Annotated in this window: 27 protein-coding genes and 1 pseudogene; 19 read left to right on the top strand and 9 right to left on the bottom strand. The window is 64.6% G+C overall.

Translation table 11 applies throughout. The features are described 5' to 3' along the window. Window positions 1-24 precede the first annotated feature (24 nt). The 3 genes from RCI06_RS05865 to RCI06_RS05855 are packed head-to-tail and all read left to right on the top strand — an operon-like array spanning window position 25 to window position 3000. Window positions 25-1164, top strand: a complete 1140-nt coding sequence (locus tag RCI06_RS05865) for an acyl-CoA dehydrogenase (protein WP_101551559.1) — start codon at window positions 25-27, stop codon at window positions 1162-1164. 16 nt (window positions 1165-1180) lie between these two features. After that, entirely contained in the window at window positions 1181-1963 is a 783-nt protein-coding gene (locus tag RCI06_RS05860; protein ID WP_101551557.1) for an electron transfer flavoprotein subunit beta/FixA family protein, read from the top strand. Window positions 1964-1980: 17 nt separating this feature from the next. Next, complete coding sequence (locus tag RCI06_RS05855) at window positions 1981-3000, top strand: electron transfer flavoprotein subunit alpha/FixB family protein (RefSeq protein WP_101551555.1); 1020 nt, start codon at window positions 1981-1983, stop codon at window positions 2998-3000. Between the two features lie 53 nt (window positions 3001-3053). On the opposite strand, the gene RCI06_RS05850 is transcribed toward RCI06_RS05855, so the two are convergent. After that, a complete protein-coding gene (locus tag RCI06_RS05850; protein WP_306574953.1) occupies window positions 3054-3770 on the bottom strand; it encodes an MBL fold metallo-hydrolase in 717 nt (238 codons plus the stop codon). Between the two features lie 195 nt (window positions 3771-3965). Here RCI06_RS05850 and RCI06_RS05845 point away from each other — a divergent pair, with 195 nt between their 5' ends. Next, a complete protein-coding gene (locus RCI06_RS05845; RefSeq protein WP_306574950.1) occupies window positions 3966-5558 on the top strand; it encodes a peptide chain release factor 3 in 1593 nt (530 codons plus the stop codon). Between the two features lie 132 nt (window positions 5559-5690). Here the strand turns inward: RCI06_RS05845 and RCI06_RS05840 are convergent, their stop codons facing one another. After that, window positions 5691-6116, bottom strand: coding sequence for an Rrf2 family transcriptional regulator (locus tag RCI06_RS05840; protein ID WP_101551533.1), 426 nt, complete (start codon window positions 6114-6116; stop codon window positions 5691-5693). 168 nt (window positions 6117-6284) lie between these two features. Between RCI06_RS05840 and RCI06_RS05835 the strand changes: the two genes are divergently transcribed. From RCI06_RS05835 to RCI06_RS05825, 3 genes are all read left to right on the top strand, one after another. Beyond that, complete coding sequence (locus RCI06_RS05835) at window positions 6285-6788, top strand: nitroreductase (RefSeq protein WP_306574948.1); 504 nt, start codon at window positions 6285-6287, stop codon at window positions 6786-6788. A 338-nt stretch (window positions 6789-7126) separates the two neighbouring features. After that, the gene (locus tag RCI06_RS05830) at window positions 7127-7612 is read left to right on the top strand and encodes a sigma factor-like helix-turn-helix DNA-binding protein (RefSeq protein ID WP_306574946.1); all 486 of its coding nucleotides are present in this window, start codon (window positions 7127-7129) and stop codon (window positions 7610-7612) included. 123 nt (window positions 7613-7735) lie between these two features. Beyond that, complete coding sequence (locus RCI06_RS05825) at window positions 7736-8011, top strand: hypothetical protein (protein ID WP_101551527.1); 276 nt, start codon at window positions 7736-7738, stop codon at window positions 8009-8011. An 81-nt stretch (window positions 8012-8092) separates the two neighbouring features. Here the strand turns inward: RCI06_RS05825 and RCI06_RS05820 are convergent, their stop codons facing one another. Next, window positions 8093-9391, bottom strand: a complete 1299-nt coding sequence (locus RCI06_RS05820; protein ID WP_306574943.1) for a cell wall metabolism sensor histidine kinase WalK — start codon at window positions 9389-9391, stop codon at window positions 8093-8095. Further along, complete coding sequence (locus RCI06_RS05815) at window positions 9384-10064, bottom strand: response regulator transcription factor (protein ID WP_101551523.1); 681 nt, start codon at window positions 10062-10064, stop codon at window positions 9384-9386. The genes RCI06_RS05820 and RCI06_RS05815 overlap by 8 nt, the downstream gene beginning before the upstream one ends. 159 nt (window positions 10065-10223) lie before the next feature. On the opposite strand from RCI06_RS05815, the gene RCI06_RS05810 reads away from it, so the two are divergent. From RCI06_RS05810 to RCI06_RS05775, 8 genes are all read left to right on the top strand, one after another. Next, a complete protein-coding gene (locus RCI06_RS05810) occupies window positions 10224-12719 on the top strand; it encodes an ABC transporter substrate-binding protein (protein WP_306574939.1) in 2496 nt (831 codons plus the stop codon). A 4-nt stretch (window positions 12720-12723) separates the two neighbouring features. Then, window positions 12724-13569, top strand: coding sequence for a carbohydrate ABC transporter permease (locus RCI06_RS05805; RefSeq protein ID WP_306574936.1), 846 nt, complete (start codon window positions 12724-12726; stop codon window positions 13567-13569). Between the two features lie 144 nt (window positions 13570-13713). Next, window positions 13714-14562, top strand: a complete 849-nt coding sequence (locus RCI06_RS05800) for a carbohydrate ABC transporter permease (protein ID WP_306574934.1) — start codon at window positions 13714-13716, stop codon at window positions 14560-14562. A gap of 5 nt (window positions 14563-14567) precedes the next feature. Continuing rightward, window positions 14568-15959 carry an efflux RND transporter periplasmic adaptor subunit gene (locus RCI06_RS05795; RefSeq protein ID WP_306574931.1) on the top strand — a complete coding sequence of 464 codons (1392 nt, stop codon included), beginning with the start codon at window positions 14568-14570 and terminating at the stop codon, window positions 15957-15959. Continuing rightward, the gene (locus RCI06_RS05790; protein ID WP_306574928.1) at window positions 15956-17137 is read left to right on the top strand and encodes an ABC transporter permease; all 1182 of its coding nucleotides are present in this window, start codon (window positions 15956-15958) and stop codon (window positions 17135-17137) included. Before RCI06_RS05795 ends, RCI06_RS05790 begins: the two co-directional genes overlap by 4 nt. 146 nt (window positions 17138-17283) lie before the next feature. Continuing rightward, a complete protein-coding gene (locus RCI06_RS05785; RefSeq protein WP_306574925.1) occupies window positions 17284-17955 on the top strand; it encodes an HAD family phosphatase in 672 nt (223 codons plus the stop codon). Window positions 17956-18023: 68 nt separating this feature from the next. Next, complete coding sequence (locus tag RCI06_RS05780; protein ID WP_306574922.1) at window positions 18024-18623, top strand: GNAT family N-acetyltransferase; 600 nt, start codon at window positions 18024-18026, stop codon at window positions 18621-18623. A gap of 251 nt (window positions 18624-18874) precedes the next feature. Beyond that, window positions 18875-20737 (top strand): bifunctional diguanylate cyclase/phosphodiesterase, encoded by a 1863-nt coding sequence (locus RCI06_RS05775; RefSeq protein ID WP_306574920.1) that lies wholly within the window; start codon window positions 18875-18877, stop codon window positions 20735-20737. A gap of 76 nt (window positions 20738-20813) precedes the next feature. Here the strand turns inward: RCI06_RS05775 and RCI06_RS05770 are convergent, their stop codons facing one another. Continuing rightward, window positions 20814-20966 (bottom strand): hypothetical protein, encoded by a 153-nt coding sequence (locus RCI06_RS05770; RefSeq protein ID WP_172439239.1) that lies wholly within the window; start codon window positions 20964-20966, stop codon window positions 20814-20816. Window positions 20967-21025: 59 nt separating this feature from the next. Beyond that, window positions 21026-21229: a hypothetical protein gene (locus RCI06_RS05765; RefSeq protein ID WP_101551506.1), complete on the bottom strand. Its 204-nt coding sequence runs from the start codon at window positions 21227-21229 to the stop codon at window positions 21026-21028. Between the two features lie 64 nt (window positions 21230-21293). On the opposite strand from RCI06_RS05765, the gene RCI06_RS05760 reads away from it, so the two are divergent. Beyond that, entirely contained in the window at window positions 21294-21506 is a 213-nt protein-coding gene (locus RCI06_RS05760; protein WP_101551504.1) for a hypothetical protein, read from the top strand. A 34-nt stretch (window positions 21507-21540) separates the two neighbouring features. Here the strand turns inward: RCI06_RS05760 and RCI06_RS05755 are convergent, their stop codons facing one another. From RCI06_RS05755 to RCI06_RS05745, 3 genes are all read right to left on the bottom strand, one after another. Then, complete coding sequence (locus RCI06_RS05755) at window positions 21541-21723, bottom strand: hypothetical protein (RefSeq protein ID WP_101551502.1); 183 nt, start codon at window positions 21721-21723, stop codon at window positions 21541-21543. Window positions 21724-21740: 17 nt separating this feature from the next. Continuing rightward, window positions 21741-22124, bottom strand: a complete 384-nt coding sequence (locus RCI06_RS05750) for a desulfoferrodoxin family protein (protein WP_306574917.1) — start codon at window positions 22122-22124, stop codon at window positions 21741-21743. Window positions 22125-22228: 104 nt separating this feature from the next. Next, window positions 22229-23137 carry an SDR family oxidoreductase gene (locus RCI06_RS05745; RefSeq protein ID WP_306574914.1) on the bottom strand — a complete coding sequence of 303 codons (909 nt, stop codon included), beginning with the start codon at window positions 23135-23137 and terminating at the stop codon, window positions 22229-22231. A 160-nt stretch (window positions 23138-23297) separates the two neighbouring features. Here RCI06_RS05745 and trxA point away from each other — a divergent pair. From trxA to RCI06_RS05730, 3 genes and pseudogenes are all read left to right on the top strand, one after another. Beyond that, window positions 23298-23612 (top strand): annotated as a pseudogene (gene trxA, locus RCI06_RS05740) (thioredoxin); the annotation flags it as partial. A 20-nt stretch (window positions 23613-23632) separates the two neighbouring features. Continuing rightward, window positions 23633-25336 carry an FAD-dependent oxidoreductase gene (locus RCI06_RS05735; protein WP_306574913.1) on the top strand — a complete coding sequence of 568 codons (1704 nt, stop codon included), beginning with the start codon at window positions 23633-23635 and terminating at the stop codon, window positions 25334-25336. A gap of 136 nt (window positions 25337-25472) precedes the next feature. Next, window positions 25473-26150 (top strand): peroxiredoxin, encoded by a 678-nt coding sequence (locus tag RCI06_RS05730; protein ID WP_101551492.1) that lies wholly within the window; start codon window positions 25473-25475, stop codon window positions 26148-26150. Window positions 26151-26302: the final 152 nt, after the last annotated feature.

Genomic DNA, 26302 nt, shown 5'->3' with positions numbered 1-26302 from the left:
TAAACATATTAGGGAGGAACTTGCATGGACTTTGTACTCAGCAAAGAGCAGGAGATGGCAAGACAGCTTTTCCGTGACTTCGCGGAAAAGGAAGTGAAGCCCCTTGCTCAGGAAGTGGATGAGGAAGAGCGCTTCCCGGCCGAGACGGTCGCGAAGATGCAGAAATTCGGCTTTATGGGCATCCCGTTCCCGAAGGAGTTGGGCGGTCAGGGCTGCGACACGCTGACCTACGCGATGTGCGTCGAGGAGCTGTCGAAGGTCTGCGCCACGACGGGCGTCATCGTGTCGGCGCACACCTCGCTCGGCTGCGACCCGATCAAAAAGTACGGCACCCCCGAGCAGATCGAAAAATACCTCGTCCCGATGGCGCAGGGCAAAAAGCTCGGCGCGTTCGGCCTCACCGAGCCGGGCGCCGGCACCGACGCCTCCGGCCAGCAGACCAAGGCGGTGCTCGACGGCGACCACTATGTGCTCAACGGCTCCAAGATCTTCATCACCAACGCCGGCCAGGCGGACGTATACGTCATCTTCGCGATGACCGATAAATCCAAGGGCAACCGCGGCATTTCGGCGTTCATCGTCGAAAAGGAGTTCCCCGGCTTCTCGATCGGCAAGAAGGAGCTCAAGATGGGTATCCGCGGCTCCTCCACCTGCGAACTGATCTTTGAAAACTGCATCGTCCCGAAGGAGAACCTCCTCGGACAGGAGGGCAAGGGCTTCGGCATCGCGATGGGCACCCTCGACGGCGGCCGCATCGGCATCGCCGCGCAGGCGCTGGGCATCGCACAGGGCGCGTTTGACGAGACGGTCAAATACGTCAAGGAGCGCAAACAGTTCGGCCGCCCGATCTCGGCGTTCCAGAACACCCAGTTCCAGCTTGCGGACATGAAGGCCAAGATCGAGGCCGCCCGCCTGCTCGTCTACAGCGCCGCGGTGGCCAAGGACACCAAAAAGCGCTTCTCGGTCGACGCCGCGATGGCCAAGCTGTTCGCCGCCGAGACCGCGATGGAAGTCACCACCAAGTGCGTGCAGCTCTTCGGCGGTTACGGCTATACGAGGGATTACCCCGTGGAGCGCATGATGCGCGACGCGAAGATCACGGAGATCTACGAGGGCACCAGCGAGGTCCAGCGTATGGTCATTTCCGGATCGTTCTTGAAGTAGAAGGGAGTTGCAGGAATTGAAAGTAGTCGTTTGCATTAAGCAGGTCCCGGATACCAACGAGGTCAAGCTCGATCCGGTGACCGGAACGCTGATCCGTGAAGGCGTCCCCAGCATCATCAACCCGGACGACAAGGCGGGCCTCGAGGCCGCGCTGCGTCTTAAGGACCAGTACGGCGCGCATGTCACCGTCATTTCGATGGGCCCGCCGCAGGCCGACCTGGCGCTGCGCGAGGCGCTGGCGATGGGCGCGGACGAGGCGATCCTCGTCACCGACCGCGCGTTCGGCGGCGCGGACACCTGGGCGACCTCGTCGACCATCGCGTCCGCCATCGAGAACCTCGAGTACGACCTCATCATCACCGGCCGTCAGGCGATCGACGGCGACACCGCCCAGGTCGGCCCGCAGATCGCGGAGCATCTGGGCCTGGCCAACATCAGCTATGCCGAGGACCTCAAGGTCGAGGACGGCTATGTGATCGTCAAGCGGCAGTACGAGGACCGCTACCACATCCTCAAGGCGAAAATGCCCTGCCTGATCACCGCGCTCAGCGAGCTGAACGAGCCCCGTTACATGACCCCGGGCGGCATCTTCGACGCCTACCGTGAGAAAGAGGTCAAGGTGTGGACCCGTCCCGACCTCAAGGTCGACGACGGCAACATCGGCCTCAAGGGTTCCCCGACGCGGGTCTTCAAGTCGTTCACCAAGGCCGTCAAGGGCAAGGGCACCGTCGTGACCCTCGACCCGCAGGAGTCGGCCAACTGGCTGGTCGACAGGCTCAAAGAAAAATTCATTCTGTGAGGAAAGTGGTGAACGAAATGGCTGTTTCTGATTATAAAGGCGTATTTATCTTCGCGCAGCAGGTCGACAACAAGATCACCGGCGTTTCCTATGAGCTGATCGGCAAGGGCAAGCAGCTCGCCGCCGACCTCGGCGACGAGGTGACCGCGGTCCTGCTGGGCCATCAGGTGACCGACCTTGCCAAAAAGCTCGCGCGCTACGGCGCCGACCGCGTGATTGTCGTGGACGATCCCGCGCTTGAGACCTATATGACCGAGCCGTACGTCGAGGCGATGTACGAGGTCATCCAGGCGAAAAAGCCCGCCGTCGTCCTCTACGGCGCGACCGCGATCGGCCGCGACATGGCCCCGCGCGTCTCCGCGCGCGTGCACACCGGCCTGACCGCCGACTGCACCGGGCTGGAGATCGACCCCGAGACCAAGAACCTCATGATGACCCGTCCGGCGTTCGGCGGCAACATCATGGCGACGATCCTCTGCCCCGACCACCGTCCGCAGATGGCGACGGTCCGCCCGGGCGTGATGCAGCGCATCTCCCCGATCGACGGCGCCGAGTGCCCGGTCGAGAAGTTCGAGGTCCCGAACCTCGACTCCCGCAAGAACGTCGAGATCCTCGAGGTGATCAAGAAGGTCAGCGAGAAGATGGACATCCAGGACGCGAAGGTGCTCGTTTCGGGCGGCCGCGGCATGGGCTGCCCCGACAACTTCAAGCTGCTTGAGGAACTCGCCGACGAGCTCGGCGGCACCATCTCCTCCTCCCGCGCCTGCGTCGACGCCGGCTGGGTCGAGAAGGACCGCCAGGTCGGCCAGACGGGCAAGACCGTCCGCCCGAACCTGTACATCGCCTGCGGCATCTCCGGCGCCATCCAGCATCTCGCCGGCATGGAGGAGAGCGACATCATCATCGCCATCAACAAGGACCCCTCCGCCCCGATCTTCGAGGTCGCGGATTACGGCGTGGTCGGCGACGTCTGCAAGATCGTGCCCCTCTTCACCGAGGAGATTCGCCGCGTGCGCACCCAGAAGGCGAACGCCTGATTTTTCCCGCGAATCAAAGGGGCCCCTTCCGTTCGGAAGGGGCCCCTTTATCGTCATCTTTTCTCCACGCCCTCCAGATATCCGAAGAGGTTCGCGCGGGACAGCGGCGGGCAGTGGCCGCCGACGGCGACCGTGAAGTCGAGCGCGCGCAGGTTGGAAATCAGCCGCTCGGTGGCCGCGCGGGGATAGTGGGGTTCCCCGTGGTGCATGTCCTCGCAGTACGCATCCCCAAGGAAAAGCACGCCCTCTTCGGGGATGAGCGCGGCAACACAGTCGTCCGAGTGGGGCCCTCCCACCTGCAGGAGCCGGCAGGAGCATCCGCCGGGGAGGAGGTCCAGCCGGTCCTCAAAGAGGAGGTCGGCGGGCCGCAGGGCGATTTTGCCGCGGTCGGGATATTCCCGGCGGATCATCTCGTCGCAGAAGAGGATATCCTCGCCGGCGCGCAGCCGTTCGGCCATCGAAGCGTCGTCCCACTTCCACCCGAGCATTCGTTCGAGCATCCGCCCGGTGCGGGAACAGGCGGCGGCCGCCGCGTCGAGCCCCGGAAGTCCGAAGGTGTGGTCCCAGTGCCAGTGGGTGAGCGCCACGAACCGGGGCCTCGGAAGCCCGGCCCCGCGCAGCTCCTCCAGGAGGAGGGCGGCGTGCGCGGGGGAGTTGCCCGCGTCGATCATCACCGAAAACCGGTCGCCCCGCAGGTAGCCGAGGCAGGGCCGGTCGGTGGCGGGGTCGCAGGGCAAAAAAAAGACGCGGTCGGTCAGCTGCTGCAACATGAGAATCCCCCTTCGTGTCTGATACCGCCATTATACAACATGTCCGGCCCGCCCGGCAACCTCGCCCCGCGCGTTTTGCCGCGGGGGGAGGCCGTCCGCCGGCAGACACGGAATTTCCCGGTATGTATTGCGCGCGGCGGGCAAAAATGGTAATATAACAAGGTTAGAGCATACGGAGATTTTGGAGGAATTCGATTGGCAGACATCAGAAACGAAATTGAACGGCGGCGGACCTTTGCGATTATCTCGCATCCGGACGCCGGTAAGACCACGCTGACGGAAAAGTTCCTGCTGTACGGCGGGGCGATCCAGCTCGCGGGCGCGGTCAAGGGAAAGAAAAACGCCCGCCACGCGGTGAGCGACTGGATGGAGATCGAAAAGCAGCGCGGCATCTCGGTGACCTCGTCGGTCATGCAGTTCAACTACGAGGGCTACTGCATCAACATCCTCGACACGCCGGGACATCAGGACTTCTCGGAGGACACCTACCGCACGCTGATGGCGGCGGACAGCGCGGTGATGGTGATCGACGCGGCCAAGGGCGTCGAGGCGCAGACGCGCAAGCTCTTCAAGGTCTGCCTGCTGCGGGATATCCCGATCTTCACCTTTGTCAACAAGATGGACCGGGAGGCGCGCAACCCGTTCGACCTGATGGAGCAGATCGAACAGGAGCTGGGCATCCGCACCTACCCGGTCAACTGGCCGATCGGCTGCGGCAGGGAATTCAAAGGGGTCTACGACCGCCACAAGCGGGAGATCATCTCCTTTTTGGGGGACGGCACCGCCAACGGGGTGCGTCAGGTGGAAAAGGTCGAGCTCTCGATGTCGGACGCGCGTCTGGGCGAGATGCTCGGCGAGAGCCTGCGGGAAACGCTGGTGGACGACGTGGAGCTGCTTGACGGCGCCTCCTACGAATTCGATATGGACGAGGTGCGCCACGGAAAGCTCTCGCCCGTGTTTTTCGGTTCCGCGCTCACCAATTTCGGCGTCGAGCCGTTTTTGGAGGACTTCCTCAAGATGACCACGCCGCCCCTGCCGCGCGGAAGCAGCGAGGGGGAGATCGATCCGTTCGATCCCGGCTTCTCGGCGTTCGTCTTCAAAATCCAGGCGAACATGAACAAGGCCCACCGCGACCGCGTGGCGTTCATGCGGATCTGCTCGGGGGAGTTCGACAAGGCGCAGGAGTATTACCACGTCCAGGGGGAGCGGAAGATCAAGCTCTCCCAGCCCCAGCAGCTGATGGCGCAGGACCGCGAGATCATCGACAGGGCCTACGCGGGGGACATCATCGGCGTGTTCGACCCGGGCGTTTTTTCGATCGGGGACACGATCTGCACGGCGAACCGCAAGTTTGAGTTCGCGGGCATCCCGACCTTCGCGCCCGAGCACTTCGCGCGCATCCGCCAGACCGACACCCTCAAGCGCAAGCAGTTCGTCAAGGGTACGACGCAGATCGCCCAGGAGGGCGCCATCCAGATCTTCCACGAGCCGAACACCGGCATGGAGGAGGTCATCGTCGGCGTGGTCGGCGTGCTCCAGTTCGAGGTGCTCGAGTACCGCCTCAAAAACGAGTACGGCGTGGACATCCGCCGCGACGGGCTCTCCTACCAGTATATCCGCTGGATCGAAAACGAGGAGTTCGACCCCAAACAGCTCGACATCTCCTCCGACACCAAGCTGGTCCAGGATTTTAAGGACCGCTACCTGCTCCTCTTCACCGACGAGTGGAACATCCGCTGGGCGCAGGAGCACAACAAATGGCTCGAGCTCTCCGAGTTCGGGCGCTGACGGAACCAACCGCGCCCCTTTTCGCCTCCCGGCCGGTTCCCATCGCCGGTGCACATCAAAACGACGGCCGCCTCTACGGAGGCGGCCGTCGTTTTCTTCCTCCCAATGGAGGGCGTTTGTAAACGGCGGGATTTATTTGATTGCGTCCCATTCCCGCAGGAGCTGCTCCAAGGACACGGCCGACAGTTCGTCCTTCATCGCCCGGAGGGCTTTGTCGACATGGGGATTCAAAATCTCCTTGAAGGAGCACCCGACCCGGCATTCCTTGGAGATGTTCTGGTGAAAGGTAAACAGCTCGTCCGCGTGGTCTCCCTCCACGGCCGTATAGACGTCCCACAAATTGATTTCATCGGGGGCCTTTGCCAGTTTGGTTATGCCGCGCCCCGTGGAAATCTGCAGCAGGCCGGCGGTCTTCAGCTTCCCGAAAATCTGGCGGATGAGAACGGGGTTGGCGCCGGTGCTCTCCGAGATCATTTCGCTCGTCATTTTCCGGTCCGGGTTTATCATGATCAGCATCATGGTGTGGATCGCCACGGTAAACTGCGTATTCATCTTCATGCTTCCCGGCCCCCTTGCGCCCGACTAAAAACAGTATACCGCCACAGACCGCGGAAGTCAATCGTAGCTATTGACACTACAAAATAAAGGTGCTATATTGATTGTTGTCAGATCAGCTGTAATTCAATCTGCAAAGGAGCGTCTGCCATGAAAAAAGAAGCTTTGGAAGTGTTAAAAAATCGCCGTTCGATCCGTAAATTCCAGTCCCGGCAGATTTCGGCGGAAGAGCTGGACACGGTTCTGGAAGCCGGCACCTACGCGCCTACCGCCGGCGGCAGGCAGGCCCCGGTGATCGTCGCCGTTCAGGACGCGGAGACGGTTGCGGCACTGGACGCCATGAACGCAAAGGTTATGGGAAACGCATCCGCGCATCCCTATTACGGCGCGCCGACCATTCTGCTCGTGATGGCGCCGGAAGAGGACGCGCAGGGGGAGCTGGACTGCTCGGCGATCGGCGGCAACCTGCTGAACGCCGCCTATGCCGTCGGGCTCGGGTCCTGCTGGATCCACCGCAGCAAGGAGATGTTCGAATCGGAGGAGGGCAAGGCGCTCCTCAAAAAATGGGGCCTGCCCGAAACCATGCGGAGCGTCTGCTCGATTGCGCTCGGCTATGCCGATTGCCCGCACCCGGACGCCGCGCCCAGGAAATCCGGCTACATCATCAAAGTCTGACCCGCCCAAGCCGGAACCGAAGCATCGAAAAAGGAGACTGCCGCGATCTCTGCGGCAGTCTCCTTTTTTTGCCTGATCCGCAAGGAGCGGAGGGGAATTTTGTGCGTCCGGCTTGACAGCCGGGAAATTATGGTGTATCATAGTACTAATATCACTAGTACAGCGGTACAGTATTTCCCGGGAAGCCGGGGAAGCCGCGCAAACCGGGCGCAGGGCCGCCCCGGGATTGTGTCCGCTTTGAAAAATTTCCCTCTGAGGAGTGTCCCATATCCATGGGAAATATGGTTAAAGAGATAGAACCATTTACCAGGCGGGAAAACCGGAGGGAGGGACGCAAAATGAAGCGGCAGCCGATGGGCAAACAGCAGTTCGACCGGCTTTACGGGCGTTTTCTGCCCCAGCTTTACCGCGCGGCCCTCTACCTGCTTGGGGACGGCAAAGCCGCCGCCCGCGCGGCGGGGGAGGCGTTCACCCGGACGGCCGCGGCGGCCTGCACGGCGGACGAGCGGGCCTTCGCGGTCGAGGCGGCGCGCCGCCTGTGCAAGATGTGCGAGCGGGCCGACCGGGGACTTGGCGGCTATTCCTCCGCGCTGGCGGAGGAGGTGGACGCGCGCGGCGCCGCGCTGCTCGAACAGCTGGGCGGGCTCTGCTTCGAGGACCGGGAGCTGGTCGTCCTGTCGGCGGTGCAGAACTTTTCGGTCTGCGAGATCGCGCGCATCCTGGGGATGTCCGAGTGGGCGGCCGGCATGCGACTGCGCCGCGCAGTGGAAAAGGTCTGTGCCTGCGTTGGGCAGCCGGTCGCGGCGGGCCAGCAGATTTCATAAAATATTGATAAAAAGTTTGTGCGGTTTTTTGGAAGGTTTTTTTACAAAAACTGTCCGAATTTGGCCGCGCGGATCGTTATGATAGGTAGAAAGGCCACAGTGACTGGAAAGGAGGCCGCCGGAATGAAAAAACTGCTTGCAGATCATGTCCTCTCCTGGTGCTCGCTGATCCTCGGATGTCTCGCCCTGCTGATCGCGGGGGGACTGCTCCTCGGCGGGTGCGGCGCGGACCGTTCGGAATACCAGGACGTCGTCGACCAGGTGAACGCCAAATACCACGAACAGCTTTCGGTCGACCTCGACCACGTCGACATCACGCCCGAGCAGCTGCGCGCGCACCTCGAAGCGGTCGCGCAGAGCCGCCGGGAGGCCATCCCCGCGGCGGACGCCGCCGTCTGATTGCTTTCTCCTCCCTTTCCTGGGTAAATAATCTCCTAATTCTCCAAAACAAAGGGCGCACCGGAAGGTGCGCCCTTTGTTTTATTCCGGATTTCCGCCCGGCAGCGAAAGGGTGAAGGTCGCGCCGCCGCCCGGCGTGTCGCCGGCTGTGAGCCTGCCCCGGTGGAGCGCGGCGATCTCCCGCGCGATCGACAGCCCCAGCCCGTAGTGCTCGCGGCCGCTGCGGGCCTTGTCGGCGCGGTAGAAGCGGTCGAAGACGCGCGCCTTTTCCCCGTCGGGGATGCCGGGACCGTTGTCGGCCACGCGGATGGAAAACCACCCGCGTTTCCACCCGGCGGAGAGCACGACCCTGCCGCCCTCCCCGGCGTAGCTGACGGCGTTGTCCACCAGGATCGAGAGCACCTGCCGGATGCGCTGCTGGTCGCAGCGGCAGCGGGGGAGGGTCTCCTCGGGCAGCGAGACGGAGATGCGGATCTGCTTTTCCGCGGCGGCGGGCTCGAACCATTCGGCCGCGTCGAGCAGGAGGGTTTCGAGGTCCGTCTCCTCCTTCTGGACCGACCAGCTGCTGTTGTCGGCGCTGGCGAGCATGAGCATGTCGTCGACCAGCCGGGACATGCGGGAGCACTCCTGCGAGATCGTCTGGGCAAAGCGGTCGGCCTGCTCGGGGGAGGCGCGCCGCATGACCGACGCGCTCGTGCCGATGACCGCGAGGGGGGCGCGCAGCTCGTGGGAGGCCGCCGAGACGAACTCCATCTGCCTTCGGCGGCTCTCCTCGACCGGACGGATGGCGAACTTGACGAAAAACCACCAGAAGATGGAGAGCAGCAGCACGGCGGCGGCCGAAAGCCCGGTGAACGCCCAGCTCAGGCGGGCGGTCTGGGCCTGCTCGGGCGCCTTGGGCTTGACGAGGGCGAGGGAGACCCACCCGCCGGGGATCGGCACCGACGCGACGGCGGCGTGACAGGCGCCGAGGGAGGGGTCGGCGTAGGAGAAGGAGAGGGTGCGGGGGTGCAGCTGGGTGTCGGGGGGCTTGTTTGCGTCGAAGCCGAAGCGGTCGAGCGCCGCCTGCTTGACCCGGTCGGAGACCTCCTGGCGGAAGGGCGCGGTCCAGCTTCCACGGTAGAGCAGCGGCCTGCCCGCGTCCTCGATGCAGAGCAGCAGGCCGCCCGCCTCCGTCTGGGAAAGCCAGGTGTGGTCGAGGACGCGCTGGCTGCCCAGGTGGCTGAGGACGGCAGAGAGGTCGCTCGCAAAGGACTCGTCCGCCCGCTGGCGGAGCTGGTAGGCGGAGATCTGGAAGGAGGAGACCGCCATGCCGATGAGGATGACGCTGGTGATGAGGGCGCACACGACGGTGAGCCGGACGCGCAGCCGCTTAAACATCGCCTTCCTCCAACCGGTAGCCGACGCCGCGCACCGTCTGGATGAGGATGCGGCTGCCGACCGAGCGGAGCCTGCGGCGCAGGAAGTGGATATAGTTGTCGAGGTTGCCGTCCTCCACGCCTGCGTCCGGCCCCCACACCCGGGTGAGCAGCACGGCGCGCGGCAGGGTTTGGCCGGGGTTCTTGAGCAGGGTTTCGAGCAGGGCGGCCTCCCGCTTGGAGAGGGCGCAGCCGCCCGACGAACCGCGCAGGGATTTTTTGGCGGCGTCGAAGACGACGTCGCCGTATTCGGTCACGTCGGAGCTCTCCCAGCGGCGGGGGCGGCGGCACATGGCGCGCACCCGCGCGAGCAGCTCCTCCACGGCGAACGGCTTGACGAGGTAGTCGTCCGCGCCCGCGTCGAGCCCCTCGACCCGCTGGCCGATGTTGCCCAGCGCGGTGACGAGCAGGACGGGGGTGGAAATCCCGCCGGAGCGGAGCTTGCGCAGGACGGTGACGCCGTCCATGACCGGGAGCATCCGGTCGAGCAGGATGAGGTCGTGCGCGCCCTCCCGGGCCCAGCGCAGGCCGTCGTCGCCGTCGTGGCAGACGTCGACCTCGAACCCCTCCTCGTTCAGCGCGAAGGCGACCGCCTCGCACAGCTTCACATCGTCCTCTACGAGCAGAATCCGCATATCGATATCCTCCGTGCGGCGGGTTCCCCCACCGTTACTGTTTGTAGTATAGCACGCGAATCTGGAAAATTCCTTTAAATCTTTGGAGAAAATTTAGAGATTCGGGTGATAGAGTAGCGGTAGGCAAAAACCAACAACCAGTTTGGAGGATACGATCATATGAGAAAGCGACTGAAACGGCTGGGCGCGCTGGCGCTCGCGGGCATGATGCTGGCGCTCTCCGCCTGCGGGGACAATTCCCCCTCCGCGCCGGGCGGCGACGCCCCGGGCGGGCAGGCGGCGATGGGCCGCTATATCGAAGAGGAATACACGCTCCCCGAAGGGGTGGGCTATGTGGCGGCCGTCCACCGCGCCGAGGACGGCTCGATCAGGCTGCTGTGCAACCTCGACAAGGAGATGATGCTCGGCAAGTGGTACGTCTATGCCTCGACGGACGGCGGCAGGCGCTGGATGCAGGAGGAGACCCCCTGGCTCGACGGCCTGGGCGAGCTGCTCACCGTCGAAGCGGCGGCGTGGGACAGGGCGGGCAACCTCTACATGCAGTACATGCCGATGACGCAGGCGGAGTTTGACGCGCTGATGGCGCAGATGGAAGCCGCCAAAGGAGGCGGCGCGTCCGCCGCGGCCGCCGAATCCGCGGAAACCTCCGCGTCCTCGGACGCCCCCGCGCCCGAAGGGGACGCCGCCGGGACGGACGGGGAGGACGCCGGGGATAACGGGGACGAGGGGTTGACCTCGGGCCCGCAGATGCCAAGCTCCAAGCTGGTCAAGGTGGACCCGGCGGGGAACGTGGAGGAGCTCGGCTTCACGCTGGAGGCGCAGATGGACTACGGGACGCTGGGCGCGCGCGGGTTGCAGGTCGCGGAAAACGGCGACCTCATCGCGGAGTGCGCCTTCGTCCTCGCGCAGTTTGACCCGGCCACCGGCGAATGCAAGCACCTCTATGACCCGGAGGCCTTTGCCAATTCGATTTCCTATACGACCCTCCAGGACACGCTGGCGATGACCGACGGCGACCTCGTCACCTTCTACGACCTCACGACGGGGGAGCAGACAGGCTCCTTCTCCACGGCCGGGCAGCAGCCTGAGGATGGCGGCCCGAAAGGTGCGACGATGGCCGAATCGGCGTCGTACGAGCGGGTGCTCGCCTCCGATCCGGAGAACGGGGCGGTCTACTTCGCGGACAGCACGGGCGTCTACCGGCACCTGCTTGACGGCGCGGTGACCGAACGGCTGATCGACGGCGAACTCTGTTCCCTCAATATGCCGGCGCTTCGGCTGACCGACCTGATCGTGAAAGAGGACGGCAGTCTGCTGCTGCTCTACGCGGACGGCATGGACCGGACGCTCATGAACTACACCTATTCGGCGGACACCCCGACGGTGCCCGACAAGGAGCTGAGGGTGTTCTCCCTGCGGGACAACAAGACCATCCGCCAGGCGATGGGCCTCTTCCAGCGGCAGAACCCCGACGTGCACGTGGTCTATGACGTGGCGCTGACGGGTGCCGACGCGGTGACCGCGTCGGACGCGCTGCGCACGCTGGCCAACGAGCTGCTCGCCGGCAAGGGCCCCGACCTGCTCGTGCTCGACGGCATGCCGATCGACAGCTATGTTGAAAAGGGCGTCCTGCTCGACCTTTCCGAGCCGGTCGGCGGCAAGACCGCCTCGGGCGAATGGCTGAAGGCCGAGGCGGAGAGCTTCAAGACCGCCGACGGCAGGATCTACGCGGTACCCGCGCGTTTCTCGGTGCCGGTCATCCTGGCCGATGAGGAAGCCGCGCGGGCGAAGGATCTGACCGCGCTTGCCGACTGGCTGGCCGCGCAGGCGGGGCGGTTCCCCGGGATCCACGGCGGCGCGCTCAGCATTGTCCATCCCGCCGCGATGATCGACCTTTTCTACCCGGTCTGCTCCCCCGCTTGGTTCCAGGCGGACGGCTCGATGGACGAGGAGGCGTTCCGCGCCTTCCTGACCGACCTCAAGCGGATTGCCGGCAGCGCCACCGGCGAGCAGGCGGAGGAGAGCAAGGCCGCCTATGAATATACCGGCGCCGCCTCCTACGATCTGCTGTGGGACGGCCTGCGCTGGACCTATGATATGCTCGGCGCGGCGGCCGGAAGCCTCGACTCGGTGAAGGCGCTCGCGGCGCCGGACGCCTGCATCGTCAAACACGGCGGCGGAGAGCTCGCCCCGCTGCCCGGCCAGGTCTCGGGCGTGTTCGTGCCGCGCACCATCCTCGGCGTCAACGCGGAGAGCAAGCAGGCGGATATGGCGCAGGCTTTCCTCGGGCTGGTCCTGTCCGAGCAGGTGCAGAAAAACAACTTTGACGACGGTATGCCGGTCAACGCGGCGGTCTTCTCGAACAGCTTTGTCAACCCGAATCCGGGCGATCCGGACGGGATGTATTACGGCTCCTCCTGGACCGGCGAGGACGGGGAGGAGATTTCGATGGATCTGCAGGTGACCTGGCCCTCCGACGCGTTCATGGAGAACGCCGAGAACTGGATCACCGCGCTCGACACCCCCTCCGCCTCCGACGAGGTGGTCAAACAGATGGTGCTCGACGAGACGGCGGGCTATTTCGACGGGACGCGGACCCTTGACGAAGCGGTGACCGCCCTGCGCGAGAAGCTCAACATCTATCTTGCGGAGTAGGGCCGTGAACAGCCGTACGGCCGGCCGTATGCGGGGGCTGCTTTTCATCCTCCCGAGTCTTCTGGGGGTGGGCGTCTTCGTGCTCGCCCCCTTCCTCGAGGTGGTCCGGCGCTCCTTCACCGGGGCGATGAACGGCGCCTTCGTGGGCCTCAAAAACTATGCCGACGTCTTTTCCAACGGGGCGTTCCGCCTCGCGGCGGGCAACACGCTGCGGTTCGTGGCGTTCTGCATGCCGCTGCTCATCTCCCTCTCGCTGCTCGTGGCGGTCATCCTCTACGGCAACCCCCGCCGCGCCGGCTTCTTCAAGACCACCTTCCTCATCCCGATGGCGATCCCCGTCGCGTCGATCGTCCTGATCTGGAAAGCGCTCTTCCACGCGGACGGGCTCGTCAACTCCTGGATCACGGCGCTCGGCGGGCAGGGGACCGACTGGATGCAGAGCTCCGCCGCCTTCTGGGTGCTGGTGGGCAGCTACATCTGGAAGAACCTCGGCTACGACGTCATCCTCTGGATGGCCGGGCTCGCGAACATCTCGACCGACATCTACGAGGCGGCCGCGATCGACGGGGCGGGCGCATGGACGACCTTCACGCGGGTGACGCTCCCCAACCTGCTGCCCTCCCTCTACACGATCACGGTGCTGAGCTTTCTCAATTCCTTCAAGGTTTTCCGCGAGGCCTACCTCGTGGCGGGGGATTATCCCCACAGCAGCATGTACCTGCTCCAGCACCTCTTCAGCAACTGGTTCCGCGAGCTGTCGATGGATAAGCTCGCGGCGGCCGCGGTGCTCGTGGCGGCCGTGATCCTGCTGCTCATCCTGCTTTTGCGGCGCGCGTGGGAGACGGAATAGCCGCCCGCCGCGCGCCCATCGCCGCGGGGGCGGGAAACCAAACGGCAAAGCCGTTTTCGGGCCGCTTCGCGGCCCGCGCGCCCGGCGGGGCCGGGCGCGGTTTCCCGCCCCGCCCCAACTTTTCATCCGCGCAAGGAGGCTGTGATGCGTAAAATCCGACAAAGCCTGCCGCTTCTCCTCCCGCTGGTTTTATCGGCGGCGGTGTGGCTGCCGATCGTCTTTCTGGTCGGCGGCTCCTTCATGGGGGAGGCGGAACTCACCGCGAACCTCGCGCCCGTGCTTTCGGGCGGGGAGGGGTTCGCGCGGTGGGACCTCATCCCCCTCTACCCGACGCTGCGCCCCTATGTGGAGCTGCTGCTCGATTCGCCCGGGTTCTTCGTCATGTTCTGGAACTCGGTGAAGATCACCCTCGGGACGCTGGCCGGGCAGCTCCTGGTGGGCGTGCCCGCCGCGTGGGGGTTCGCCCGGCATGAGTTCCCCTGCAAAAACCTGCTGTTCACCCTCTATATCGTGCTGATGCTCATGCCCTTCCAGGTGACGATGATGCCCACCTATCTGGTGCTCGACCGGCTGAACCTGCTCGATACGCTGACGGGCATCATCCTGCCCGCCGCGTTTTCCACCTTTCCGGTGTTCATCATGTACCGGTTTTTCAGGGGGATTCCGCAGGCGCTCATCGAGTCGGCCGAGCTGGACGGCGCGGGGAGCTTCCGCATCTTCTGGTCGATCGGCCTGCCGCTCGGCGCGGGGGGCGTGATGTCGGCGGTGGTGCTGGGCTTCCTCGACTGCTGGAACCTCATCGAACCGCCGATGACCTATCTCAAGACCAAAGCGCTCTGGCCGCTCTCCCTCTATCTGCCGCAGGTCGTGACGGGCCGCGCGGGCTTGGCGCTGGCCGCCTCGGTGGTGGCGCTCATCCCGGCGATCCTCGTCTTCCTCTACGGGCAGAGCTACCTTGAACAGGGAATTATTGCCGCGGGCATAAAGGAATGAAACCGATGAATCTGAAAACGATCTTTACATACAAAACCGACCGCTCCCGTCCGGTTACCATCCAACGGCGCGCCCTGCGGCTGCTGGCGGGCTTTCTCGTATTCATGCTGGCCTGCACGCTGCTCTCCCGCGCGGCCGATTCGCTGACCGTCGCGCAGGTGACGACCGAAAAGCCCGCGCGCGCGGCCATCCCGCACACAGTGGAGAAGGACGGCCGGCTCGAACCGGCGCAGGAGCGCCCGGTCACGGCGGAAGGCGGGATCCTCGTGGGGAGCGTTGCCGTCGGCGAGGGGCAGCAGGTGAAAGCGGGAGACCTGCTGTTCACCCTCGACGCGGACGATCTCGCGCGGCAGGTGCTGGAAAAGCAGCTCGAGCTCCAGCGCGCCCAGCTCCAGCTCCAGGAGGCGCAGCAGAAGGCCGCGCTGGGGGAGGAGAAGGACGAACTGTCCGCCCTGCGCGCGCAGGAGGACTACGACATGGCGATGGAGCGCAGCCGCCTCAAGCTGCAGCAGGCGGGGGAGGACCGCCGCCGGGCGCGGCAGGCGCTGCGCGACTACAAAAACGACAACGACGTGGATGAGGACGAGGACGACGAGGACCTCGATCCGACCTATATCGCGCTGCGGGACGACTACCGCGCCAAGCAGCGCGCCTATGAGGAGGCGCTGAGCGACCAGGACCGGGCGAAGGTGGACGCGGAGCGCGTGCTGGAGGATTTGGAGCTGGAGGACCCGGACAACAGCGCGGCGACGCTCGGGATCGACGTGCGGCTCCGGCAGCTCGAGCTCTCCCGGCTCCAGGCGCTCTCCGAGGCGGGCGGCGAAATCTACGCGCCCATCGACGGCGCGGTGACGGCGCTCTCCGTCGCGCCCGGAAAGCGGACGGCAGACGAAGCGGCGCTGCTGCTGGCGGGTGCGGAAGCGGGGTTCCGTTTCACCTGTGAGATCACCGACGACGAGCGGGAGTACCTCTCGCCGGGCGACAAGGTGAAGCTCGAGCTCCCGGGCCACAAACGCGCGGACGGCACGGTGGAGAGCATCGCCGCGCTGGCGGACAAGAACGGCTTTGCCAAAGTGACGGTCTCCCTCCCCGCCGGGAAGGGGGAGGCCGGGATGCCGGCGGTACTGTCCGCCACCACCCGTTCGGAGCAGTACCGCACGACGGTGCCGGTATCGGCGCTGCATAAGGAGGGGGAGCGGTATTACGTCCTGGCGGTGCGGGAGACCGAGTCGGTGCTCGGCGTGGAGCAGAGCGCCGAGCGGCTCGACGTGACGCTGCTCGACCGCAACGAGACGACCGCGGCGGTCGAGGGGCCGCTCACGACCGACGATTGGATCATCACGGGCGGCAACAAGACGGTGCGTGAAAACGACCGCGTCCGCCCGGAGGCCACATGACCACCGTCCTGCGCCGTCTGGAGGGGCCGCTGGCGCTCCTGCTGGCGCTGGCCCTCTGGGCGGGCGCCTGCCTCTTCGCGGGGGCGGCCGCGCCGCTCGGGGAGCGCGCCGCGCTCCAAATCGGCGGCGCGCCGGCGGGAGTCCCCGCAGCCCGGGAGATGGCCGCCGCCGAGGCGCGCACGGAGCATCCGCTCGCCTTCACCCTCTGGCGGCAGGAGGACGGGCAGACGGTCGAAAGCCCCGCGCTCGGCCGGGAACGCACCGTGTCCGTTCTCACGCTGTGGGGGGAGAGCGCCCTGCTCCTGCCGGACGCGCGCCCCTCCCTCGCGCCCGCGGCGGGGAACGGCTGTCTCATCGACCGGACGACGGCGCTCTCCCTCTTCGGGGACGCGCGCGCCGAGGGGCAGAAGGTGCGCTGGAACGGCCGGGACTACACCGTCCGGGGCGTCTTCGACGCGCCGGAGGCCACCCTCGCCGTGGAGGCGGACCCCGCGTCGGAGGTCCTCTTCGACCGCGTCACCCTCGACCTTTCGGGGGAGGAAAACCCGCGCGGGCGCGCGGAGGAATTCGCCATGCGCCACGGCCTGCCCGGGGAACGCATCGTGCAGTACGGCGGCCTCGCGGCGCTCGCCCGCTTCTTCTGCCTGCTGCCCGCGCTGGCGGCGGCCTGCTCGCTCGCCGTGCGCTTTTTCGGCCGTGCCCGCGTCCGCCGTGACTGGCCGGTCCAGCGGGCGCTGCTCTGGATTGCAGCGGTCGCCGCGGCCGCGGCCGTCCTCTGGCTGGCGGGCGTGCGCCCCGCGGTCCCGCAGGATTTGATCCCGACCCGCTGGTCGGATTTTTCCTTCTGGGAGACCCTCTTCACCGAGCGGCGCGCCGAGTGGACGGATTACCTCTGGATGAAGAAGGAACGCCCCGACGTGCTGCTGCTGACCGCGCTCCTCAAGGCGGCTACCTGCTCGCTCGCCGCGCTCCTCTTGGCGGCGCGCCCGGCGCTGCGCCGCCCGGCGGCGGGCCCCCGGGCTTTCGCGTTCCTGCTCGCGGCCTGCCTCTGCGGGAGCTTCGCGGGAGTGGCGCTGGTCGGCGGGGGGGAGCTGCTCGCACGCGACCTGCCGATGCTCTGGCTGACGGCGCCCCTCTGGCTGGCGGCGTGCCGCGCGGTGGAAAAGATACCGGATTGAAAAGGGCGGAGCGGGCTGCTCCGCCCTTTTCTTCCGGATATGGTAACAAAACGCTGGAATTTTTCGACCGAGAGCATTATACTGGAACGGAACATTACAATCGGCCGGCGGGAAGGGAATCCCCCGGCCTGGGAGGAACCGGCATTATGATGGGAGTCATTTTCGATTTTAACGGGACGCTCTTTTTCGACGGGGAGCAGCAGGAGCGGGCGTGGCGGCTCTTTGCGCGGGAGGCGTTTGGGAAGGAGATTTCCGACGGGGAGTTTCGGGAGTGCGTGCACGGGCGCAACAACGATTTTACCATGCAGCATCTCGCCGGGAAGGCTCTGAGCGCGCGGCAGGTCGACGAATACGTCGAGGAAAAGGAGACGATCTACCGGCGGCTCTGCCGGAAGGACGCGGCGCGCTTCCACCTCGCGCTGGGCGCGGAGGAGCTTCTGGACGAGCTCCGCGAGCGCGGGATCCCCCGGACGATCGCGACCGCTTCCCGCAGGGGCAACGTGGATTTTTATATCGAGAGCTTCCGCCTGGAGCGGTGGTTCGACGTTGAAAAGCTCGTCTACGACGACGGCACCATTCTCGGGAAGCCGGCGCCGGACTTCTACCTGCGGGCCGCCGAGACGCTCGGGCTCGAGCCGAAGAACTGCATCGTCTTCGAGGACGCGGTCTCGGGGCTTCGCGCGGCAGCGGCGGCGGGCGCGGGGAAGGTGATCGCGGTCGCCCCGGAGGAGCGGCGGGAGGCGTTTGAGCGGATGCCGGAGGTGTATGAGGTCATCCCGAACTTCCACGAATTCGACCGTCTCCTGCTGCGGGAATAAGGAGACGTCCGTCCGCGCCGGACGGATGAGGCGCGGGCCGAGAAATTGAAAATCCGAGGTGATGTGGTTTGCGTACTGTAAACACCCCCGCGTTGGAGACAGAGCGACTGACCTTGAGAAGATTTGCGGAAGACGACTTGCCCGCTTTGTTTGCCATTTTCAGCGACGGGGAGGTAAACCGTTTTCTGCCGTGGTTTCCATTACGGTCCATGGATGAAGCACGGGCCTTCTGGCAGGAGCGGTACGCGGAACGCTACAGGCAGGAGCGGGCCTATCAATACGCCGTTTGTCTGAAAAGTGACAACATTCCGATCGGTTATGTGAACGTCAGCATGGAAGAACACCATGATTTGGGTTATGGGCTGCGCAAAGAGTTCTGGCACGGGGGTATTGTGACCGAGGCGTGCGGGGCTGTCATCGAGCGTGTAAAGGCGGACGGGCTTCCATACGTTACCGCTACGCACGACCGGAACAATCCGCGCAGCGGCGCGGTCATGGTCCGGTTGGGGATGCGCTATCAATATTCCTACGAGGAGCAGTGGCAGCCGAAAAATATTCCGGTGACATTCCGGATGTACCAGTTGAATTTTCATGGAAAACAAGATGAAGTCGTTTACCGAAAGTATTGGGATCATTCCGCCGTGCATTTTGTAGAAACGGCCGCATGACCGGGCTCACGGGATTAAAACAGCCGCCCATCCGGGCGGCTGTTTTATCGTATTGTTTGCGCGTGGGTGCCGTTTTTCCGCAGGATCCATGATGTTGTCACAAAAAACTTGCTTATTCCCGCCGATTACAGTATAATGTTGCTTAACTGTAACAACGATAGCCGGATCGGCAGCGATCTGTTCTGGGCGGCCGGCGGAAGCGGTGGGGGATGAGCGTCGTGAGGCGATACGCAAAGGGCGGCCTTATTTCTTTGTTCATTTCTTTGCTGCTGCTGGGCGGCATAACGGTCCACGCGGTCACACAGGTGCAGTGCTACGGCAGGCTGATCAACTATGTGGGCATTGTGCGGGGCGCCACGCAGCGGCTGGTGAAGCTGGAGCTGATGGACCAACCAGGCGACGGCCTTGTGGAATATCTGGACGGCATCCTGGCGGACCTGTCCGGAGAGGGTGGGGAATACGGCCTGCCGAACCCCAAGGACGCGGCGTACCGGCGGGAGCTGGAGGAACTCAAGGGCATGTGGGTCCAGGTGAAGGACCACATCGACGCGTACCGGGCGGGAGCGGAGGACAGCGGGCCGCTGCTCACGCTGAGCGAACGCTATTTCGAGCAGGCCAACGACACGGTCTTTGCCGCCGAGGCCTATACCACCCGCCAGTCGAAAACCCTGCTGGCGGCGTGCGCCGTCATGCTGGGCATCATGCTGGCGACCTGGTTGTTCATCTTCTGGGCGGCCTCGAAAAAGCTGCTCCTGCTGGAGAGCACCAACCAGCGGCTGAGCGATCTGGCGCAGCGGGATCCGCTGACCGGGGCCTACCAGATCGACGCCTTCAAGGAGAAGGCCCAGACCCTGCTGGACCGGGCGGGGAATGAGCGGTACGCCGTGATCTGTACGGATTTCGTGGATTTCAAGTATATCAACGACATGTTCGGGTACGCCTACGGCGACGAGGTGCTGGCCCGGTATGGGGAGATCCTTCGCGCCGGGCTGCGGGAGCGGGAATTGTGCGGCCGGGTCTCGGCCGACAATTTCGTGCTGCTGCTGCGGTATGACCGGAAGGAGGAGGCGGCCGCGCGCCAGCGGGAGGCCGACCGGAAGATTACCGCATATATGCGCAGCTCGCCCGGACGGCAGAGCCTGTCCACCTGCTGCGGAATCTGCTGCGTGGGGGACGTGGTCGAAAAGCTCGGCGTCGGGGGGCTCATGGACCGGGCGGGCTTTGCGCGCAAGATGGTCAAAACCAAAACCAGCCCCAACTATGTCTATTACGACGACAGCATCCGCCGCAAGCTGTGGGAGGAGAAGGACATCGAGAGCCGGATGGCTTCCGCCCTCGAGCGCCGGGAGTTCGTCGTCTATTACCAGCCGAAGGTGGACCTGCGCACGGGGAGGATCGCCTCCTCCGAGGCGCTGGTCCGCTGGAAGCTCAGCGGGGGGCGGGTCATCCCGCCCGATCAGTTCATCCCGGTCTTTGAGCGGAAGTTCATGATCGGGCAATTGGACCAGTACGTCATGGAGGAGGTCTGCCGCTGGCTGCGCGGCCGGCTGGACGCGGGGGAGTCCGCGCTGCCGGTATCCGTCAATGTGTCCCGGCTGCAGTTCTATGACGAGGGGTTCGTGGACCGCTATGTGGAGATCCGGGACAGGTTCCAAATCCCTCCGGAGCTGTTGGAGATCGAGTTCACCGAGTCCATCGTCCTCGACAACGCCGGCCTGCTCCTCCGGACGGTCAACGCGCTGAAGCAGGCGGGATTTGCCTGCTCGATCGACGATTTCGGCAAGGGCTACTCCTCCCTGAGCCTGCTGAAGGACCTGCCGGCGGACGCGCTGAAGATCGACCGCTTTTTCTTCGAGGACGGGACGGACGAGGAGCGGGAGTGGGCCATCATCCAGGGCGTCGTCGATTTGGTGCACAGATTTCACATCCACGCGGTGGCGGAGGGGATCGAGACGCCGGAGCAGGTGCGGCGGCTGCGGGAAGTGGGCTGCGACTATGTCCAGGGCTTCGTCTTCTACCACCCCATGACACAGGAGGACTATGAACGGGAGCTGCGGCGCCAGGAGGAGACCCCCGCGCCCTCCCGCTGCGGAAAAGAGCAAGCCCCGGGCTGACGGCACGCGTTATTCGGCGTGCCGGCCGGCCCGGAAAAAGCGAAGGCCCCCCGCTTCAGCGGGGGGCCTTCGGGCTTTATCCGTTGCTTTGCATCAGGTTTTCCGCGAACTTGCGGAGCTCGTCCTCGTTGGTAATCTTGGGCGCGCTCTGCTTGATCGTCTCCTGAACATAGACGGGCAGGGAGGAAAAATACTGCTGCATCTGCGGATTTTCAAAACATTCGGGCATGTTTGCCACCTCCGGTAATAGTATGGACGGGGGAAAGCCCCCTAAACTGGAAAGTTCTCCTAATAAAAGGAGGGCGGCTGCTCCACAAGGCTGCGGACGTAGGCCTGCATCTCCTTTTTGGAGCGGATCTGGTGGGTGTGCGCGATGACGGCCTGCTGCTGCTCGTGGCTCAGCGAGGCGAAATACTCCATGGCGGGCATGTTTTCGGCGAGCGCCATGCCGAACCCCATGGGGATCTCGGGACCGTTAGCATAGTTTTGCATGGTGGGAACTCCTTTCCGCCGCGCGGCATACAATGGGCTATCCCCCAAACGGGGAGGTGAAGCAATGGATTTGAGAAACGGGCGCATCACGATCGGCGAGATCCTCGCCAATCCGAACGCGCGCGCGATGATACAGCGCGCCTACCCAAAGGTGCTCGCCAGCCCGATGGCGGCGCGGTTCCGCGGCATGCAGCTGGGCACGGCGATGCAGTACGCGGGGCGCTTCGTCCCGCGGGCGCAGCTCGACCGGGTGGTCGCGCGGCTCAAAGAACTGTAGCTTTTTCGGCGGAGGGCGCACCCTCCGCCGTTTTTTATTTGTCGCCGGCCATGAGGTTTTCGGCGTAGCGGTGCAGCTCGTCGATGCTGTGGACGTTGCCGCAGCGCTGCTGGATCATCCCCTGCACGTAGTCGGGCAGGGACATGAAATAGGATTTGGCGGTATCGTCGCAGCTGAGCATTTCGTTCAGCCCGCCGGGATAGTTGGATCTGGGCATACTCTCACCTCGCAGATTTAATGGATGTCGGCCTTCCACAGGCCGTGCAGGTTGCACCAGGCGTAGGCCGCCTCGGGCGCGTCGCCTTCGGAGAGGGCGAACTTCGCGACCGGGTCGCGGTCGACGGGCAGCTTTTTGAGCTGCCAGCCCTCCTTCGTGACGAGGCAGACCCAGCCGATGCTGTGCTCCCTGCTCATCGGGTGCGGCACGTCGCCGACGCAGACTTCAACGGTGTTTCCCTGCTTTTTGACGACGGGGACATGCTTTTCGGCGGCGCCGTCCGACGTGTTGGCGCGCAGCGCCTTCATCGGGTCGCCGCAGCAGGCGAGTGTCGGGCTGCCCTCGATGACGGCGGCGATTTTTTTACAGTCCTCACAGTAGAGGAAGGTTGGATGTTCCATAGCGTGACCTCCCGGATTTTTGATGGGATTATTGTTTGCGCGCGGCAGGAAAATATGCAAAAAAACGCCCGTTGTCAAACGGGCGTTTTCGATTTTGCGCGTCTTCAGGACCCGACGATCTTCCCGCCGTTGGGGTGCAGGACCTGGCCGCTCATATAACTCGCGTCGTCCGACGCGAGGAAGACGTAGCTGGAGGCAACCTCGAACGGCTGTCCGGCGCGCAGCATGGGCACGCGGGAGGTATCGGTGCCGAAGGTCTGGACCTCCCGCGCGGAGTAGGAGGCGGGGATGAGCGGGGTCCAGATGGGGCCGGGGGCGACGGCGTTGACGCGCACGCCCTGTCCCTCGAGCGAGAGGGAGAGGGAACGGGTGAGCGCCATGACCGCGCCCTTGGTGGCGCTGTAATCGATGAGCAGCGGCTCGCCCGCGTAGGCGGTGACGGAGGTGGTGTTGATGATCGAGCTGCCGCGGCCGAGATGGGGGAGCGCGGCCTGGATGAGATAGAAATAGGAGAGGATATTCGTTTCAAAGGTGGCGAGAAGCTGCTCTCGGGTGATGTCCAGGATGCTCCGGCGGATGAATTGGACGGCGTGGTTGTTGACGAGAACGTTCAGCTTGCCGTAGCACCCCACCGTCCGCTCGACGGCGGCGCGGCAGCAGGCGGGGTCGCGCAGGTCGCCGGGCAGCAGCAGGCACCGCCGCCCGAGCTCCTCGACATGGGCCTTCGTCTCGGCGGCGTCCTGCTCCTCGCAGAGGTAGGCGACCGCCAGGTCCGCGCCCTCCTTCGCGAAGGCGTAGGCGACGGCGCGCCCGATGCCGCTGTCGCCCCCGGTGATGAGCGCGACCCGGTCGCACAGGCGGCCGCCCCCGGCGGCGCAGGCGTTCTCCGAGATCGGCCGGGGCTGCATGACGGCCTCCATGCCCGGCTGGCGGTCCTGCTGCTGGGGCGGGAAGGCGACGGGCACCTCCTCGCATTTCGTTTCGGTTTTGAGATAGTCGTAGACGGGATACATCTTGCCACCCCTTGTGATAAAGTTGGGTACCATGCTGAATCATATGCCGCGGGCCCGCTTTCCATGCGCCCCCGGGGGAAGTGTGACCTAGTCACCGTAACAACACCAAAAAGGTATATAATAGAGCCATACCAAACAACCGCAAAACAAGGAGGCAGATGATATGTCAGTCAAAACTTTGACCAAGGATAATTTCACCACAGAGGTTTTACAGTCCGACCAGGCGGTGCTCCTGGACTTCTGGGCGCCCTGGTGCGGGCCCTGCCGCATGGTTTCCCCGATCGTGGACCAGGTGGCGGCGGAGGTCGACGGGCGCGCGAAGGTCGGCAAGGTGAACGTCGACGAGCAACCCGAGCTCGCGGCGCAGTTCGGCGTCATGAGCATCCCGACCCTCGTCGTGATGAAGCAGGGCAAGGCGGTCGCCACCCGCGTGGGCGTGCAGAGCAAACAGGCGATCCTGAACATGCTCGGCTGATCGGAAAGGAGGGGAGCGAAATGAAGGTACTGATCGTCGGCGGCGTCGCGGGCGGCGCGTCGGCCGCGGCGCGGCTGCGCCGGCTGGACGAAGAGGCGCAGATCGTCGTTTTTGAGCGCGGCGAGTATATCTCCTATGCGAACTGCGGGCTGCCCTATTATATCGGCGGCGAGATCACCGACAAGAAATCGCTGACTCTCCAGACCCCGCAGAGCTTTAAGGAGCGCTTCAACATCGACGTGCGCACCGGCTGCGAGGTCGTCTCGATCGACCGCGCGAAGAGGACGGTGACCGTCCGCGTCGCCGCGACCGGCGAAAGCTACACCGAAGCCTACGACAAGCTCCTGCTCTCGCCGGGCGCGGAACCGCTGCGGCCCCCCATCCCCGGCATCGAACACGAGCGGATCTTCACCCTGCGCACCGTTCCAGACACCTACCGCATCCGCGCCTTCGTCGAGGAGGCGCGCCCCAGGACGGCGGTGGTGGTCGGCGGCGGATACATCGGCGTCGAGATGGCGGAGAACCTCACGCGGGCGGGGCTATCGGTCACCGTCGTCGAGCTGGCGGACCATGTGATCGGCCCGCTCGACTACGACATGGCCAGCTTCGTCGAGCGCTACCTTGCCTCCAAGGGGGTGCGCCTGCTGCTGCAAAACGGCGTGAAGGCCTTTCCCCCCGCGCCGGACGGCGGCGTGACCGTCTCCCTCGAGCGGGGCGTCCTGAACGCCGACCTCGTGCTGCTGTCGATCGGGGTACGCCCCGACGGCCGTCTTGCGAAGGAGGCGGGGCTTACGGTCAACCCGCGCGGCGCGATTGTCGTCGATCCCCACATGCGTACCTCCGATCCCGACATTTACGCGGTGGGGGACGCGGTGGAGATCACCGACTTCGTGACGGGCGCGCCTGGCTACATCCCGCTCGCGGGCCCGGCGAACAAGCAGGGCCGCATCGCGGCCGACAACCTTGCGGGCATCCCCAGCGTATACCGCGGCACCCAGGGCTCGTCGGTGCTCAAGCTCTTCGACATGGCCGTCGCGACGACCGGCCTCAACGAGCGCGCGGCGAAGGCCGCGGGGCTCGACTGTGACAAGGTGCACATCCACGGGACCTCCCACGCGGCCTATTACCCCGGCGCGCGGAACCTCGAGATGAAGGTGGTCTTCGAGCGGGGGACGGGGAAGATCCTCGGCGCCCAGCTCGTGGGCTTCGACGGCGTCGACAAGCGCTGCGACGTGCTGGCGACCGCTATCCGCGCGGGCATGACCGCCGCCGACCTGGCGGAGCTCGAGCTCTGCTACGCTCCGCCCTTCTCCTCCGCGAAGGACCCCGTCAACATCGCGGGCTTCGTGATCGAAAATCTCCTTGCCGGCAGGGTGCGGCAGTTCCACTGGGACGAGGTCGCGGCCCTCCCGCGCGACGGAAGCGTCACCCTCGTCGACACCCGTTCGCCGGAGGAATACGCGCAGGGCCGCATCGACGGCTTCAAAAACGTGCCGATCGACGGGCTGCGCGATCATCTCGACGAGTTCCCGCGGGGCAAGCCGGTCTATCTCACCTGCGGCACCGCGCTGCGCAGCTACCTCGCCTGCCGCATCCTCATGCAGCACGGCTACGAGTGCCACAACCTCTCGGGGGGCTGGACGGTCTACGAATCGGTCATGGGCAAGGTGGGATACGACTTTTCGCCGGCCCATCCCTGCGGCGTTAAAATCAAAACGGAATAAAGTGACTTTGTCACGGAAAGGATGCCGCGGATGCGGTATTCTTTAGACACAGAAACAGTAATAATTACTGTTATCAATCACTTCACTACCACTGCCCGAACATCAACAATCCGACCCGAAAAAAGGAGAATGCAATATGGAAGAAAACAGAAGCTACACCATGCCCCTCATCGGAGACAAGGCCCCCTCCTTCTCCGCCGTCACCACCCAAGGTCCCATCAACTTCCCCGAGGACTACAAGGGCAAATGGGTGATCCTCTTCTCCCACCCGGCGGACTTCACCCCCGTCTGCACGACCGAGTTCATGACCTTCGCGACGATGGCGGACGAGTTCAAGGCGCTGAACACCGAGCTGATCGGCCTGTCGGTCGACTCCCTCTACGCCCACATCGCCTGGCTGCGCAAGATCCAGGACCTCGAGTGGAACGGCATGAAGGGCGTCGAGGTCAAGTTCCCGCTCATCGAGGACATCAAGATGGAGGTCGCCAACAAGTTCGGCATGATCCAGCCCTCCTCCTCGACCACCCAGGCGGTGCGCGCGGTCTTCGTCATCGACCCCGAGGCGGTCATCCGCACGATCCTCTACTACCCGGCCTCCACCGGGCGCAACTTTGACGAGATCAAACGGATCGTCGTCGCGCTCCAGAAGGCGGACGCCGAGCAGGTCGCGACCCCGGCCAACTGGCGCCCCGGACAGGACGTCATCATCCCGACCGCCGGCTCCTGCGGCGTGGCCAAGGAGCGGATGGAGTCGCAGGACGAGGAAAAATACTGCCTCGACTGGTTCCTCTGCTTCAGGCGCGAAAAAAAGTGACCCTCCAAACACGCTGACATCTTTTATTTTTTTTACCTCCCCTGGAGGCCGGCCCCCCCCCCAGCGCCGGGGCGGGCCCGGTTTTGGGGGGTGGGGGGGGGGGGCGGTACAAAAACAAAAAAAAATTTTGTTTTATATGGGATATGATAAGT

Origin of the sequence: Anaerotruncus massiliensis (ex Togo et al. 2026) (assembly GCF_030825285.1) — a bacterium.
Taxonomy (GTDB): Bacteria; Bacillota; Clostridia; order Oscillospirales; family Ruminococcaceae; genus Anaerotruncus; species Anaerotruncus massiliensis.
This window is presented reverse-complemented; position numbering and strand designations above follow the sequence as displayed.

Excerpts from the sequence above, each read along its gene's own strand:
- RCI06_RS05755 (WP_101551502.1), bottom strand. The coding sequence starts at position 21,723 with ATGCCCAGATCCAACTATCCCGGCGGGCTGAACGAAATGCTCAGCTGC.
- RCI06_RS05850 (WP_306574953.1), bottom strand. The coding sequence starts at position 3,770 with ATGTTGCAGCAGCTGACCGACCGCGTCTTTTTTTTGCCCTGCGACCCC.
- RCI06_RS05785 (WP_306574925.1), top strand. The coding sequence starts at position 17,284 with ATGATGGGAGTCATTTTCGATTTTAACGGGACGCTCTTTTTCGACGGG.
- RCI06_RS05800 (WP_306574934.1), top strand. The coding sequence starts at position 13,714 with ATGCGTAAAATCCGACAAAGCCTGCCGCTTCTCCTCCCGCTGGTTTTA.
- RCI06_RS05855 (WP_101551555.1), top strand. The coding sequence starts at position 1,981 with ATGGCTGTTTCTGATTATAAAGGCGTATTTATCTTCGCGCAGCAGGTC.
- RCI06_RS05745 (WP_306574914.1), bottom strand. The coding sequence starts at position 23,137 with ATGTATCCCGTCTACGACTATCTCAAAACCGAAACGAAATGCGAGGAG.
- RCI06_RS05750 (WP_306574917.1), bottom strand. The coding sequence starts at position 22,124 with ATGGAACATCCAACCTTCCTCTACTGTGAGGACTGTAAAAAAATCGCC.
- RCI06_RS05810 (WP_306574939.1), top strand. The coding sequence starts at position 10,224 with ATGAGAAAGCGACTGAAACGGCTGGGCGCGCTGGCGCTCGCGGGCATG.
- RCI06_RS05840 (WP_101551533.1), bottom strand. The coding sequence starts at position 6,116 with ATGAAGATGAATACGCAGTTTACCGTGGCGATCCACACCATGATGCTG.
- RCI06_RS05765 (WP_101551506.1), bottom strand. The coding sequence starts at position 21,229 with ATGCAAAACTATGCTAACGGTCCCGAGATCCCCATGGGGTTCGGCATG.
- RCI06_RS05815 (WP_101551523.1), bottom strand. The coding sequence starts at position 10,064 with ATGCGGATTCTGCTCGTAGAGGACGATGTGAAGCTGTGCGAGGCGGTC.
- RCI06_RS05830 (WP_306574946.1), top strand. The coding sequence starts at position 7,127 with ATGAAGCGGCAGCCGATGGGCAAACAGCAGTTCGACCGGCTTTACGGG.
- RCI06_RS05735 (WP_306574913.1), top strand. The coding sequence starts at position 23,633 with ATGAAGGTACTGATCGTCGGCGGCGTCGCGGGCGGCGCGTCGGCCGCG.
- RCI06_RS05795 (WP_306574931.1), top strand. The coding sequence starts at position 14,568 with ATGAATCTGAAAACGATCTTTACATACAAAACCGACCGCTCCCGTCCG.
- RCI06_RS05790 (WP_306574928.1), top strand. The coding sequence starts at position 15,956 with ATGACCACCGTCCTGCGCCGTCTGGAGGGGCCGCTGGCGCTCCTGCTG.
- RCI06_RS05770 (WP_172439239.1), bottom strand. The coding sequence starts at position 20,966 with ATGCCCGAATGTTTTGAAAATCCGCAGATGCAGCAGTATTTTTCCTCC.
- RCI06_RS05730 (WP_101551492.1), top strand. The coding sequence starts at position 25,473 with ATGGAAGAAAACAGAAGCTACACCATGCCCCTCATCGGAGACAAGGCC.
- RCI06_RS05760 (WP_101551504.1), top strand. The coding sequence starts at position 21,294 with ATGGATTTGAGAAACGGGCGCATCACGATCGGCGAGATCCTCGCCAAT.
- RCI06_RS05865 (WP_101551559.1), top strand. The coding sequence starts at position 25 with ATGGACTTTGTACTCAGCAAAGAGCAGGAGATGGCAAGACAGCTTTTC.
- RCI06_RS05820 (WP_306574943.1), bottom strand. The coding sequence starts at position 9,391 with ATGTTTAAGCGGCTGCGCGTCCGGCTCACCGTCGTGTGCGCCCTCATC.
- RCI06_RS05825 (WP_101551527.1), top strand. The coding sequence starts at position 7,736 with ATGAAAAAACTGCTTGCAGATCATGTCCTCTCCTGGTGCTCGCTGATC.